This is a genomic window from Maribacter flavus (genome assembly GCF_008386635.1).
In the GTDB taxonomy this organism is placed as follows: Bacteria; Bacteroidota; Bacteroidia; order Flavobacteriales; family Flavobacteriaceae; genus Maribacter; species Maribacter flavus.
Genome location: NZ_VUOE01000001.1, coordinates 804564 through 818728 on the forward strand (window position 1 = coordinate 804564; position 14165 = coordinate 818728).

Below are 14165 nucleotides of genomic sequence, written 5' to 3' on the forward strand. Positions count from 1 at the left end.
GACAATCTAGTGCTTGACTTCATCTGCTAACCACACACCATATTTTTTCCAAAGTTCATACATTATAAGCCATTCTGATATCCAAGGCATAACATCCACAAAATTCAAGTCCAAATGTGGTGATAAATCTTTGGGATAGTAAAGGCACAAACTATTTCCAGGATATAGATGTGGTGTTTTACCAAACTTGATTTGACTATCATTTAGCACATAAACCCTTTCTTTTCGCCCTTGCCTATTGATATCATACTCGACAAGAATCTCATATTCTTTTTTGCATCCATTGGGTTTGATTTTTCCTTTTCCCAACAATTTTCCATCGGTGATGACAGTTTTAAGCCAAGGAAAATGTTTATTTAAATAGTCTTTTTGGATATATGCTGCAACATAGTTCCTCTGTATATCCTTTTTACCCGAATTCAAATTTAATTCTACACCACCATAGTTTCTATTAGGCTTGCTCGGGTAGCCTGAATCTCTAGAAATTCTTCCTCGGTCGTCAACATAACTTTTACCAGACAATAAAGTAAGACCTGCTTTTTCTAATTCATTTTTACCATTTCCAGATAAGTTGTCTAGTTGAGACTTTAAAATGGTTTTAGTTGTTGTACTGCCAAACAAGTCTTCCGCAACACTAAAGTTCCCATTTTTTAACTGCTCCCATTTTTCTTTATAGCTCCTAACAAAACTGATGAATTGAGTATAGTATTCTTTGTCCTTATCCCACTTTTCAGTAAAGTCCTCATCTTCATTTACTGGATTTAAAACCTTAATCCTTTTATAGACTCCACTACTTTCAAAAAGCTTTTCATAGCTAGTGTAGCGCTCTAAAATCCTATTGAGTGTATTATCAATTGTTTCATAAATCGATGCCTCACCTTGGTATAATTCTCCGAAAATTGTAGTCAATACGATACTTGATGTTTTGTGTTTTGGTTTTTTCTCAAAGAAAATATCTCTGTATCGTTTAGTAAGCTGTACAGCACGTTTTAGCGGCTCTTTTTCATAGATGTTCTCGTCTGGTAATTCCTCCTGTTCAGCCTTCGCTTCAGATAGGGTAACATAATCAGTAAATGCTTTTCGCAACAATAATGGCTCTCGGACATCTTCGGCTTTATCCGTAAACCATTTAGCATATCCCTTTGGAAAAGAAGAAGTCCAAGATGCAAGTTCTCGGTCGGGTACCATAATTTTATCTTCGAAAGGAATGATTATGCAACCAGGCAAAATATCTAAATGAAAATCCCCAGCGTAATTTATTCTTGCGCACCTATTCTTTTTTAGAAGTTTTGGCCTATAAACCTCATTGCTTGTGAAAACACGTATTAGGTGATTGTAAATCTCTGAAGAGGTGTAGTTCCTGTACGAATCCTTAATTTGAACCACAATATCCAAATCAAATTCATCCTTTCCTATTGGCTTTGTTGTTGTTCCTATGGCTTTTGAGCCTTGCGGGTAAACCACAAAATCAACCTTAGAGAAAAACACTGGGTCTGCTTTTAAAACATCATAGATGGCATTGTAGGCAGTCTCCATCTTATTTGACCTTGTTTCGTCAAGCTCGAGAGACTCAGCAAGTCTTGCCAATAAGTCCTCTCGCTGAAAGCCATTTCTATATAAGTAATCTTGAAAATTCATTTACGATATGTATTTTGCGTGTTGTCCTATTCTTGTTTTATGTTCGTTAAAGCATTCTTTTTTTATGTCATCTTCACTAACAAAGGCATACTTCTCATTAAATGAGCTGCTTTTTAATAGTTTTTTAAATTCCTTTAACTGCTTTGTATTTAGTTCAATCTGGAAAATATCGTAAATCAAAGTATGATACTCTTCATCCTTAAAGCGTGTTTGTTTGCACAGGATGTTCTCCTCAGTCCCGAGGTATTCTGCTCTAATAGATTTGAAATTAGTAGCACTTAAAATTTGAGTTTCAACCAATTCTTCCGAAAATTCTCGCCATACCCCAGTTTCCCTGTCCTTTCGAGAATAGAACCAACTGATAATTTTTGGGACGAATTTTGCGCTTACAAAAAACCGTAGGTCTTTAGGGTTCTTTCCATCCGCGTTCGGGGCTGCCTTCCAGTCCTTGTATAAATCCTTATTACCAACTAATTTATATACACCTCCAACTGGCTGATATTGATTAATCTTACCACCCTTGACCAAAAAATACTTTTCGTCTCCTGGTATTTTAATTCTGAGTAAGTAACTTAGAGATACGTATACTTTTTTGTTTGGAATTAAAAGGAAACACCTTAAGGCAATCCAAAAGTATTTCCCATGTGCTTTAACGATTTCTATAATACCTGTAAAGCATCCGATTACAACTGCGAAGGCTGCTGTTACCAAAATTTCTTTGTGAAAATCGTTTGCACCCTCTAAATACAGATAACGATATGACAAATAGCTAATTGCTACAAGAAATCCGATTAGGTAAAACAAAAAGCGTCTAAGTACTTTATTCATCGTTCGATATAAGTCTTAAAAAGATTACGCTTCCAAGCACCATCAAGCCGGTATTTACTTGACTACTTCTCTCTTTACCGTATTGTACCCAATTTGCAAAATGCTCACAATTGAAGCCTAAGAAGCTATAACGCTGACCCAGCTTTTGATACGCCCTCTTAATTGCATTTTGAATGTCAAAATGGCTCCCTCTAAACTTTCGGATTCTCACAGGTTCGTATTCTTGCAGGAGTTCCATAAGTTCATTCTCTGGGATAATTTTAACCGCACCTTTAAGATTACCTATAAAAACACCATTGCCTAAATAAACTACGTAATGGTCCAGTATTCTTCCTAGACCGTTTCTCTTTTTAGCCACTATTGCATCGATAGGGGCTAACTGTTTAATCAATTGTAAGTATTTTGTCATATTACTCAATTATTACTTTTCCTTTCTTACTCCTTTAAATGGTTTTTTACTTGATGTTTTTCCATCCATAAACTTACCGGTTTCCGAATCACGCTTGGTCCAAATCCCTGTTTTAGGGTTTTTTACTTGGGATCTTTTCTTAACTGCTCCGTGCCTGCGGTTGTCGCCGCTTTTTCCATTTGTTGCCATAATAAAATGTTAAAAAATATGCTTAGTTTTGTTTTAGCGTGTTACGCCAACCTTAGTACGCAAAACCATCCCCAACGCTTTTTCGTACCATTATTGAAAACAACCAATGTCAGATTGGAAAAAACTAAAAGATGAGCACACTTTACGACTTACCGAGATTTATCAGGATAAGAGCAACCCCCAATCCTTAAGGGAAAACGCCTTTCACGCGCTGACGCATAGATTTAAAGATGACATATTAAAAAAATGCGAGATTAGATGTAAAAGATTTGGTCACGACATCAATGTCGCCGAACAGGTTGTTACAGCGACTTTTAAGTCCTATGCTGAAAAAGGGAAGTTTGAAATTAATCCTGAAGATGAAGCAGATGTAGATTACTTATTTGTGGGTTATTTAGTTGGTATAGTAAAAATAGAACTCACTAATTATTACAGACAACAACAGAGAAAACTTAATTACCCTTATGATGGTTCTGAAGAGATTGTTACAGACATTCCTGACGTTGATGGTATGGAAATGAATCTAGAACAACAAATTCTAATTAAGGCAATACATTCACTTACGCCTTCCCAAAGAACGGTTTATCTCACATACAAGCAATACGAAATAGACGGTTTTAATCTACCAAATAAACTACTTAAAAAACTTCGAGAACATCTGGGTGATGTTAAACAGCCTACGATTCGAGGCTTGAAAAAGGAAGCATTAGATAAAATAAAGAATTATACTTCTGCGATGGAAGTAACAAAAGAGTTTTACAATGGAAGAGTCTAAGATTAATGAAATACTGATTTCATTGGGTTTTGGTCTTCCCCAAAGTCCAGATGAAATAAAAGCTTTTGACGATACATTCAAGTCTTGTAAAACAGAATCAAATCCTGACAAAATAGATTCATACAAGATTTTAGAGGGGTTAAGGCCTAAAAAAAAAGCAACAAATATTGATTATCACAAGAGGACAGTGCTTGCTGCAGAAATCGTATATCAGTTGCACCAAGAAAATACACTAGGACATTTAAAGCTTCAGAAGCTTCTTTATTTGTGCCAAAATTCCGCAAGAATTGATATCCACGCCAACTTCTTGAAACAAGCTATGGGACCTTATGATAATCGCTTAATGCGTTCAATTGATAAAAAGTTTAAGGAAAATAAATGGTTCTCTTATAATCCAAGAGAATATGAAAAATATCAACCTTTAGAGAAATATGGTGGCCATAAAGAATGGTATGAACGCTATTTCAATGAACAACTCTCTGAAATTGATTTTATAATAAATAAGTTTCGAAAGACTAAAACTAGAGCCATAGAATTGATTGCCACCATTTTTGCTTGCTGGAAGGAAATTATTGATGAAAAGCAACTACTTACAGAAGAAATTTTAGTTCATAAATTTTATCAGTGGCATCCTGATAAATCAAAATTTGATAAAGATGAAATTCTGCAGACCATCGCTTTTATGAAAAATGATGGTTTTCACCCTAATCAACAGTAGCTCATTTTTTCGATAAAGACAGAATAAAATTCAAAATAGAAAGAATTACTTTTCTCAAACATTTTACAACCTCAATCCCCAACTCTTTCATAACTATCAATATTTTTTATTAAACATTCCCAAATCACCAGTGCCACAGCATTCAGAGATTCTGGCTTTAGCAGATAACCTTGTTCATCTTCATTACTTACAAACCCCAATTCCAAAAGAATTGAAGGCATATAGTCAGTCGTTTCCCTAAGCACCTGAAAATTAGCAAATTTTACGCCTCTACTTTCAAATCCCAACTTCTCATTCAATTCTGCTTGTAATTGAAAGCCAAACCAAGTTGCTTCATCCAAAAACTTCAACCTTTTATTGGGCACATAGACTTCCACACCTCTTGCATCTGGATTATCAGAATGATTGCAATGCAGGGAAAGAAACAAATCTGCATTTAGAACTTTGGCCAGCTTGGCTCTATCACTTAAAGAAACTAAGGTATCGCTATACCGTGTTTGATAAATTTCCACAGTTTTATTGTAGTTTTTCTCAGCCAATTCTGAAATCAACCTTACTATTTCTAAGGTGATTTTCTTTTCCCTTAAGCTATTTACCCCAATTGCACCAGAATCATTTCCGCCGTGGCCAGGGTCAATGACAATGATTTTTTTCTCATCCAAATCCTGACCCAAAAGCAAGCAACTTTTGAGAAGTAAAAACACAAAACTGACGTTTTTGAGCCACTTTTTCATTTTCCAATTTTAGGTTTTCAACAGTTACACTTCAAAATTCCATAGAATTTGATGCCAAATAATAGCATCGAAAACCAAACAATATCAAATAATATTTTATTCACATATATTTGATTTTCAATTATTTATGTTCAAATATATGTAAATTTCACATAACGAAAATGAACCAAAATTTTAATCTAATTCGTTATGAAAAAAACACATTATTTGGCAGGCGTTCTTTCGCTCTTATCAACTTCGCTTTTTGCTCAGATTGGTGGTATTGAAGATTCGGTCAACGATGTTTCCGACACCATCCGAACTATTTTCCCAATTATATTGGGTGTCATCTTCCTAATAGGTTTCCTGTTTAATGCAGGACACTTCTTTGGTGAAAACGCAGACCTTAAAAAAGGGATTACGCGTGTATTGGTCTTTGTGCTAATTGCTGGTGCAGTCGTTGGAATCTTCACCTATCTAATAGGCATTGTAGTGTAGTGAAGAAGTTTGAAGTCTATAGAAATATGCGGAAACGTGCGGTCATCTTTGGTCTGCCCATTTCCCTGTTTGCCTTGATGATGGTATCCATTTTGGCATCACTTCTCATTATCATCTTTTCCTTCAGCTTTGGTGTCATCATTGGGTTAATGGTATTCAATGGTGGTCTCTACATCGCATTAACTCGAATTGCCAACAATCCACAGCTATTTCAAATGGGTAATCCTTTTCCAAAAATCATCAGCAACAAGCGTAACTCAGGTTTTGAATATGAATAAGATGAACCTCTCAGCATATCAACCCATTGCAGATATTCAGGATAATATTGTCTTTGCCAATAATGGCAATGTGGTGTTGTGCTATAAAGGGAATCTGCCAGAAATCTATTCGCTTTCTGAAAAGGACTTTGAGGATATACACGGTGCGTGGTTCCAAGCCTTGAAGTCACTACCTGTTGGAATTGTGGTTCATAAACAGGATATTTATTTAAAGAAGTCCTACTCTTCAGAACAATTGCCCAATGAGTCCTTTCTCGAAAAGGCAACGCACAATCATTTTAAAAGTCGTGGTTACATCGAACATCAATGTTATTTGTTCTTTATCCTGACAAAAAACAAGGCACTCAACAATCCAAAATATGTCAACCCATTCCGAAAGGTTTTCAAAGGAATTGTCCAGCAAATGGATGACAACATTAAGGTGTTTGCCAATGCGGTGAGCGATTCGGTGTCCTTTATCAATAACAGCCGAAAGATGCGTTTTGTTTCGCTTCAAGCGAAAGAAATACTACAACTCACCACAAACTATTTCAACGGATTCAGCGAAGGTTTTGATACCGACATCCTACTGGAAAAAAAGAACGTCACCATTGGCGATAACCATTTTGATGCCCTGGCCGTCAATAGCGAACTGTGCTTTGGCGAAAGTGTACAGAGTAGCAAGACCAATGAGAAATTCACTTCGGACGATTTTGTGTTTCATCAAGGGTTTATTGATGGCTTAGGGCTTACGCTGAATGAGAACCACATCGTCAACCAAATCCTGTATTTGGATGATAAACAGAAATGGCGAAAGCTGCTGGATAAGAAAATAGAAGAGCTTAACAAAAGTTCCAATTTCGGTTCGCAGAATAAGGTGGTTCTTGGTAAAATCCAGCACATCCTTGACCAAATCAATGCCGATGATAATGCTCGGATCATCCGTGGTCACTTAAATGTGGTCTATTGGGCAAAGGATAAAAAAAGTCTCGATTCAATTACCTCGAAAATCAAGACTGAGTTTAAGGAACTCGATATCATCCCTTACTATCCGAGAGGTGAAGAACGTAAAAATTATATTCTGAACAGTTATTGCTGTTTTTCATCCAACTTCTCAAACAACGATTTGTACGTAACCGATTTGAAGCACGCCCTATGTCTGTTCATCAACAATACCAACTACAAATCTGATGCTACCGGAATTATTTTTAATGATAGGGAACATAACATTCCTGTGCTAAAAGATGTTTGGGATGAACGCAAGAGACGTATCAAAGCCCGGAACTTTGCAATTTTCGCACCGACTGGCGAAGGCAAGTCCTTTTTGGCCAATAACATCCTACGCCAATATTTTGAAAGTGGTGTTCGCCTGGTCATAATTGACCTCGGTGGATCCTACACCAAATTTGCCAAACTCTATCCTGAGAAATACACGGTACTTCGCTATGAAAGTGGAAAGAACTTGGGTATCAACCCATTCTTCATCAGCGATAAAAATGACCTAACACCGGAACGTCTCGAAGACTTGTCGGTTTTCCTTTTTGAATTGTTCGCTTCAGACCTAAAAGTGACGAAAGCACAATCCGTTTCGGTCAAAAAGATATTGCGTCACTATTACGATAGCACTTCTGAAAATCATTCGCTCGAAGGTTTCTACAATTTTATAGAGAGGCATCAAAAGGATATTCTGAAAACCCTTAAAATCCATCCCGACTACTTTAATGTCACGAGCTTCTTGCACGTAATGTCCGAGTATGTCGGTGATGGTCTATACAGTTTTCTGTTCGAGGTGAGCGAAGACCAGACCTATAAAATCGAAGATAAACGCTTGATTGTCTTTGAGCTTGATGAAGTAAAGGATAATAAGGAAATCCTATCCGTAATGCTTAAGCTTATTAAGTCAGCTATCCAACGCACCATTTGGCGTAATCGAGCTGAAAAAGGCATTATCCTTTTCGATGAGTTTGCCAAACAACTGAAGTTTGACAACGTGCTGGAAAGTGTGGAATTCTACTATCAGGCCATACGGAAACAGAATGGTGCTATCGGTATCATTTTGCAGTCCATTAATCAGCTACCAAACAATTCCACATCGGCAAGTATTCTTGAGAACACACAGGTTATCTACAGCTTAAACAATGAAAAAGGCTACGATGAGCTGGTCAAAAGGCTCAACCTTTCCAGTCACGACCTGAACCAGTTAAAGTCCATCAAAAACAATCTTTCCGGACTACGGAAATACACCGAAATGTTTATCAAAATAGGCAAGGAAAGCAACATCTTCCGGTTAGAAGTTCCGAAAGAAGTCTATGCGGCTTATCTGACCGATGGATTGGAAAACGAGGAAATAATGAAGCTCTACGACGAGCATCAGGATATGGAAAAAGCAATAATTCAATTCACATCTAAAACATAATGTTATGAAGACAAAACTTTTAATTATAGCAACGGCATTCATCTTTTTACTGCCTGCACGCGCTGCGTGCCAGGGAATGCCCGTTTATGACAACACCAACTTCATCAGCTTGGTAAAACAGCTCTTGGAATCGGGTAAACAGACGGCAGAAATGATTAAGTCCGTAAAATTCTTGAAGGATGCCAAAGAAGCTATTGAAAAAGTTTCAAGCGTTGTCCAACAGCTTAGGGCAGTTGAGGAAATCGCACAGAACAATCAGCGCCTTATCAATGTAATGCAAAATGACCTTCAGGATATTCTAAATTCCCCCTACATCAAACCCGAGGAAATAGACAAGGTTATGGGCTCTTTTGAAACCATTGTACAAAATTCCCTTGACACGGTTGATTTCATAGACGAAGTTCTCTCCAGCGATTATCTCAAAATGAGTGATGCCGAACGCGCCGAAATACTGAAAGCAAAAGAACTGGAATCAAAGCAAATGGTTTCCAACATCACTATGAAAACAAAACGTTATCGTGATATTATTTCATTCAGAAAGATGCAAGATAAAGTCAATAATCGAGAAACCGAATACTAACAATGACTGCGACCATCATTTTAGGAATTGGGCTGGAATACATCGATACGGTGTTCCAGACCATACAGGCCAGCGACTTTTCGCAATATACCATTGCCGGAATGAAAACGCTTGCTGTCCTATTTTTCTTGGTCAACATCCTTAAAAAATACAACGAAGGTATTGCAGACAAGGACGGTTACACTTGGGGGTTAAGTCCGGGCGAATTGGCAAAAAATTTTGCCATTGTGGTTTTGGTCATATTCTCAACGCAGGTATTAGGGTTTTTTGATGGGATTTTAGTGGCCATCGAAGGACAGTATCGAGGAACTGCACCTGCATTACTACCGTTACAGATGCAGGATATACCATTAGAGGAAGATGTAAGTCTTTTTGATGCGGCAAGTTCGGCAATGACACTTTTGTATGAGGCGTTAGTGACACCATTGTTTGGATTCAAAATTTTGGCCTTTATATTAAGTACCATACTCTGGATATTGGATTTGTTCATCTATCCGCTATTCTTGGCAGAGCGTTTTTTCCTGTTGGGAATAATGCAAGCCTTTTTCCCTTTGGTCATAAGCCTTGCCGTATTTGAAAAGTTTCGCTCGCTCGCATATACCTTCTTTAAATTGTACGCTGCCGTTTATATGCTTGTGCCAGCATTTTTTCTGGTCAATGTATTTGTCAATGCCATTTATACCGAAATCAACACCAATTTCTGGGTAAACCTGTTTGGAACCGATACGGGCCAGGGCTTCTTTGCACCTGTCGTACAATTGGGCTCAGTAGGGTTTATCGTGTTCCTGAAATTCAAACTATATCGGCGTGCCACCTCGTTTACCCTCAGATTGTTTACCAACTAATTCCATTCAGAATGAAAACACCCTTTAAAAATATATACAACGTCCTAAAGCTAAATCGGTTTATTGTTTTGGCGGTCGTCATTTGTGCACTGCTATCCAGTACTTTTTCAGTTTGGATGGTATTCAACACCAATCAGAAGGCGCTCAACAGCGCTTTTGCAATCAATACTGATGGCACTATCATCCCGCTCAAACTCGTCACCCAAAAAGAGAATTTCAGGGTCGAAGCCCTGGCTCACTTAGAACTGTTCCACAACTATTTCTATAACATCGATGCCAGCAATTATGAACGCAATCTCAAAAAAGCACTTTGGCTGGGTAACAGCTCTGTGGACAATCTGTACCGTCAGAAAAAGGCTGATGGTGTTTATAACCGATTGTTGCAGTATTCCTTAGTGCAAAAGGTGCTAAGTATCGATTCCCAAGTTGAGCAACAAAACGGAAGCCACGTCTTCCGAACCGTTACCATTTTTGAAATTAACCGTGGACCCGTCATTGACACTTACGAATTGGTATCTACAGGAAACTTGATTATGGTAGACCGAAACTTTCCCAACAATCCACACGGATTGTTGATTACCAATTATTTCGAAAACACTTTAAGAAAAATAGATTATGAAAGTAGAAAAGAATAAAATCATTTTCGCTGGTGTCCTCGCCATCATTTCCCTCTTCCTTATCTCATATTCAGTGATGCTTATGGAAGATGAGGACAATGATGAAGACACCTTGCAACAGACGCTTGTACCTGAACTGGAAGATGACCAAAAGGAATACGATTCCAAACTCGATGCCATAAACGACCTCAAGGAAGTGCGTGAAAGCACCGCACCGAGCATCTATGATGAAAAGCTGATTGATTCCCTGGGCTTTTACGACCCAGATTTACCGGAACTTGAAAAAGAACGTATTGTGGACAGCATTTACAATGCTGGTAAGATAAAGTATTCCGAAAAACGCTACCAACATTTGGGACATAAACGAGTTGTTCAGCAAACGGTACCAAAGGTGGATTCTGCTGAAGTTAAAAGGGAACAAAAAATTGAAGCCAAAGAATTGGGCCTGGAACATCAACTGTTCTTTGCAGCTTCGCCCAAGCCCAATGAAGTTTCAATTATTGGCAATACTGATGAAACGATTTACGTAGTCGTAGATGGTGACCAAATTGTTCAAGCGAATACCCGATTACGGATGCGCCTAACCAAATCGGCTACTATCAATGGTAAACTTATGCCAAAGAACACACCGATTTTCGGCTTTATCAGTTTTCAGCCTAATCGTGCTTTAATTGAAATTGAGAATATTAAACACCATCCCACCAAACTAAAAGCCTACGATTTACAAGACGGTAGCGAGGGCATTTATGTAGAAAACAACTTTAGGGAAGAAGTAACCAGAGAGGTATTTGATGATGTTATTGGTGATATTAATATTCCCAGCGTACCGCAAGTGGGTGGACTTACCCAAGTATTTAGGCGTTCTAACCGAAGAGTAAAAGTAACCGTCCTGAACAATTACAGATTAATTCTAAAACCAAAGTTATGAGAGCGATAATTTCAATATTGACTGTATTTATTTTTGCTTTCGCGAAAGCGCAAACAACTATAAAATTAGATACCATTTATGCAAACGACACCAAGAATGTTGCGCTATTCTTCCCAGAACCTATTCGGCAAGGTATAACCGGTTCAGATAATTTTGTCTTTACCTACAATCGTGAGAAAGAACAGTATTTCGGCCTGTTGCAAGCCAAGCCAGGAAAGGAAAGTAATTTACTGGTAGTCAACAGAAATGGTTCGATTTTTTCGTATATTGTAAGGTATAAAAAACAGCTTTCTAAGCTCAATTATTTTATTCCGATATCAAGTAGTATCGGGAATGAAAAACCGATTGTTACCGATTCAATTCTTGCTGAATCTTCTGAAGAGCGTGTAGATAACAGAACATACCATTACCAAAAATTCTGCGCATACCTTCTCAATAGGAAACAGCGCATTGGACGAATCAAAAAGCGAAATGAAGGCATTGTTTTAAGTGTTGAGAATATTGTTTTCGATAAAGAAGAACTGTACTTCGTCATCCAGATTGAGAATAATTCTACTTTGGATTACGATTTGAATTTCTTGAACCTTTCGATTGAAACACGACAAAAAGGAAAAAGAAAGTCATTGCAACGCCTGTATCAAGAACCGATATACAAACATAAATTGCCTTCAAAAATTGTGGAAGGCCAAATGCTACGGTTTGTTTATGTGTTGCCCAAGTTCTCGTTATCCAATTATCGTAGGGCTGTTTTAGAACTAAACGAAAAAGATGGTGAACGAAATATCGAAATGAGACTATCGCACAGATATATTAATAACCCAAATTAAAGTCATTATGAAAAATATTGTTGTTTTCTTACTTGTAGTGCTGTTCCTCTCTTGTGCCGATTCTAAAACTAAAGTTTCAGGACCAAGTGCCACAGCCCAAGTTGTTATCGAAAGCTTTTATGAAAAGGATGAAGAAACCTTAAAGGCTAACTCAACGCCACAGGCGTATTCAAACTATATGAATACCATAAATATGTTCAACGCTACACCAAAGGAAGATTCCAACTTTACTGTTTTGCAGGATACAATTATGGGTGATGTGGCTTGGGTAAAATATACAACAGCTTACGACAAAACGCCTGGTCTTTTTAAGTTGGTTAAACAAGATGGTAAATGGCTGGCAGATGCAAGAGGTTCAAAGGATAAGTCGCCTTTTTGATGAAAGTTAGTTGTTAGTGTTTCGGTAGTTTAACTTCCCAATATCCTCTCGTTCCACCCACACGCCCTATATATCCAGCATCCTTTAAATTATTAAGGTGTTTCTGAATTGCAGATTCATTGATATGTAAAACTTCAGCTATACCCGAGCGACTTATCCGATTATCTTGAGCAATTAACTTCAAAACTTCTTTTTGCCTATGAGTTAATTCAGAAATAGCCTCGATATCCTTTTCGATTTGACCACCTATTTGACCACCTTTTAGACCACCCATTACACCACCTATTTGACCACCTTTTGCACCACCATCTTCAACAGTAGTTTCTTTAGCTACAAAAGTCATTCTAAGAAAGTTGTCAGAAAAGCTAAAGTTCTCTTTGCCATAATGTTCCAAAATACGAGGAATGCCCGAACCTAATTGTTCTACCAGTTCCAAGTCCTTGAAAATTCGCATCAGTTCTTTGTTGCGTGGCACGGAAAAGCCCTCAAAAAACTCTTGCTTGCTCAAACCTTCAGGAAGTCCGCCAGCCGAAGTAATCTCAATCCTATCCACAAAGATTTCAAACTTTGGGGTAATCTCATTGGTATAGTCATTATGTACAAAGGCATTGATAATTGCTTCACGCAAAGCGATAGGATTCCAAAGATTGGTCTGTTGCCGTTCTTTAGGGGTTATCTTGGTTGTGGTTCTATTTTCTACCGTAATCTTATCGATAACCTGCTTGGTCGCTTTAACCAAACATTCGTGGCCATATTCGTTGCTTTCAATAAGGTCTGTACGTGTCTTCCCTGAATACTTGGCAACCTTGATTGAGGTATTGTTCTTATCGGCCAAAAGATAACCGGCGTAATTGAATGCGCCATCCTCGGTAAGCAGTTCCAGATTCTTTGCAAAGGCTTTACCAAGATTATAGCCAGCTTCTTCGTAGTAGATTTTCAACTGGCCAAAGCTCAGGTCTTGTCGTCCAGCCTTAATTTTGCTGATGGAATTTCGAGTGCGCTTGGCAAAGAGCTCGTCTATCATCTTTTGGGACATTGGCTCTACAGATGAGCCGATGCGGATGAAACAACCCTTTTCGCTCATCCCATATTTTTTGAGATGATAGGGTTTTTCGGGACCACTGGCCACGATAATTTTAAGAACATCCTTATCATCCCGTTCTTCACTCACAATGTCAAACAGTCCCAATGCAGAAGGTCGGATGTTGTTCTTTAGCCTATCCTTAATCTTAAGTTGGTCGCCGTCCGGGTCTGCCAAACCGTAAACATTTTCATTCTTGTCAATACCGATATAGAGAATACCACCCTCCCGATAGTTCAAAAAAGCAATGACTTCTTTTTCAAGTCCATCGGACAGTTCTCGTTTGTATTCTATACGGTTTGTTTCTGGCATTCATTAAGGTAAATTAGGGGATAAAGATAGTGATATTAAATTGTGGCATTTAGCAAAAAACAGATATAATAGGATTGCGGTGATTTAATATGAAAGAAAATATTTGTTAAAACTAAACTGAAATGAACTGTTAAAATCCACAAAATGTTAATTAA

17 protein-coding genes are annotated in these 14165 nt (G+C 37.8%); 11 read left to right on the plus strand and 6 right to left on the minus strand.

The genetic code is table 11. The features are described from left to right. Window positions 1-6: 6 nt before the first annotated feature. From F0361_RS03565 to F0361_RS18770, 4 genes are read right to left on the minus strand one after another with little or no spacing between them, the layout of a single operon-like run. Window positions 7-1638, minus strand: a complete 1632-nt coding sequence (locus tag F0361_RS03565; protein WP_154917247.1) for a nucleotidyltransferase domain-containing protein — start codon at window positions 1636-1638, stop codon at window positions 7-9. Beyond that, window positions 1639-2466, minus strand: coding sequence for an SMODS-associated NUDIX domain-containing protein (locus F0361_RS03570; protein WP_154917248.1), 828 nt, complete (start codon window positions 2464-2466; stop codon window positions 1639-1641). Beyond that, a complete protein-coding gene (locus tag F0361_RS03575) occupies window positions 2459-2875 on the minus strand; it encodes a lecithin retinol acyltransferase family protein (protein WP_154917249.1) in 417 nt (138 codons plus the stop codon). Before F0361_RS03575 ends, F0361_RS03570 begins: the two co-directional genes overlap by 8 nt. A gap of 12 nt (window positions 2876-2887) precedes the next feature. Further along, complete coding sequence (locus F0361_RS18770; RefSeq protein ID WP_170257975.1) at window positions 2888-3064, minus strand: hypothetical protein; 177 nt, start codon at window positions 3062-3064, stop codon at window positions 2888-2890. Between the two features lie 106 nt (window positions 3065-3170). Between F0361_RS18770 and F0361_RS03580 the strand changes: the two genes are divergently transcribed. Both F0361_RS03580 and F0361_RS03585 read left to right on the plus strand, forming a co-directional pair. Continuing rightward, complete coding sequence (locus F0361_RS03580) at window positions 3171-3839, plus strand: sigma-70 family RNA polymerase sigma factor (protein ID WP_154917250.1); 669 nt, start codon at window positions 3171-3173, stop codon at window positions 3837-3839. Beyond that, a complete protein-coding gene (locus F0361_RS03585; RefSeq protein ID WP_149304598.1) occupies window positions 3826-4557 on the plus strand; it encodes a hypothetical protein in 732 nt (243 codons plus the stop codon). The genes F0361_RS03580 and F0361_RS03585 overlap by 14 nt, the downstream gene beginning before the upstream one ends. Before the next feature lie 71 nt (window positions 4558-4628). On the opposite strand, the gene F0361_RS03590 is transcribed toward F0361_RS03585, so the two are convergent. Next, window positions 4629-5291 (minus strand): N-acetylmuramoyl-L-alanine amidase family protein, encoded by a 663-nt coding sequence (locus F0361_RS03590; RefSeq protein WP_149304597.1) that lies wholly within the window; start codon window positions 5289-5291, stop codon window positions 4629-4631. A 189-nt stretch (window positions 5292-5480) separates the two neighbouring features. Here F0361_RS03590 and F0361_RS03595 point away from each other — a divergent pair, with 189 nt between their 5' ends. Genes F0361_RS03595 through F0361_RS03635 form a run of 9 tightly spaced genes read left to right on the plus strand, consistent with a single transcriptional unit; the run spans window position 5481 to window position 12617 of the window. Continuing rightward, window positions 5481-5768 (plus strand): hypothetical protein, encoded by a 288-nt coding sequence (locus F0361_RS03595; RefSeq protein WP_149304596.1) that lies wholly within the window; start codon window positions 5481-5483, stop codon window positions 5766-5768. Next, window positions 5768-6046 (plus strand): hypothetical protein, encoded by a 279-nt coding sequence (locus F0361_RS03600; protein ID WP_149304595.1) that lies wholly within the window; start codon window positions 5768-5770, stop codon window positions 6044-6046. Before F0361_RS03595 ends, F0361_RS03600 begins: the two co-directional genes overlap by 1 nt. After that, window positions 6039-8441, plus strand: a complete 2403-nt coding sequence (locus tag F0361_RS03605; RefSeq protein WP_154917251.1) for a TraG family conjugative transposon ATPase — start codon at window positions 6039-6041, stop codon at window positions 8439-8441. Before F0361_RS03600 ends, F0361_RS03605 begins: the two co-directional genes overlap by 8 nt. A 4-nt stretch (window positions 8442-8445) precedes the next feature. Next, window positions 8446-9021 (plus strand): conjugal transfer protein, encoded by a 576-nt coding sequence (locus tag F0361_RS03610; RefSeq protein WP_154917252.1) that lies wholly within the window; start codon window positions 8446-8448, stop codon window positions 9019-9021. A gap of 2 nt (window positions 9022-9023) precedes the next feature. Further along, a complete protein-coding gene (locus F0361_RS03615) occupies window positions 9024-9866 on the plus strand; it encodes a hypothetical protein (protein ID WP_149304592.1) in 843 nt (280 codons plus the stop codon). 11 nt (window positions 9867-9877) lie between these two features. Further along, window positions 9878-10501, plus strand: a complete 624-nt coding sequence (locus tag F0361_RS03620; RefSeq protein ID WP_149304591.1) for a conjugal transfer protein TraK — start codon at window positions 9878-9880, stop codon at window positions 10499-10501. Then, window positions 10482-11411 (plus strand): conjugative transposon protein TraM, encoded by a 930-nt coding sequence (gene traM, locus F0361_RS03625; RefSeq protein WP_154917253.1) that lies wholly within the window; start codon window positions 10482-10484, stop codon window positions 11409-11411. Before F0361_RS03620 ends, traM begins: the two co-directional genes overlap by 20 nt. Next, on the plus strand, window positions 11408-12238 hold the full coding sequence (locus tag F0361_RS03630) for a DUF4138 domain-containing protein (RefSeq protein ID WP_154917254.1): 831 nt from the start codon (window positions 11408-11410) through the stop codon (window positions 12236-12238). Before traM ends, F0361_RS03630 begins: the two co-directional genes overlap by 4 nt. Before the next feature lie 7 nt (window positions 12239-12245). Beyond that, entirely contained in the window at window positions 12246-12617 is a 372-nt protein-coding gene (locus F0361_RS03635; RefSeq protein WP_045802046.1) for a hypothetical protein, read from the plus strand. Window positions 12618-12630: 13 nt separating this feature from the next. Here F0361_RS03635 and F0361_RS03640 read toward each other — a convergent pair whose 3' ends face one another. Beyond that, entirely contained in the window at window positions 12631-14010 is a 1380-nt protein-coding gene (locus tag F0361_RS03640; RefSeq protein ID WP_154917255.1) for an RNA-binding domain-containing protein, read from the minus strand. Window positions 14011-14165: the final 155 nt, after the last annotated feature.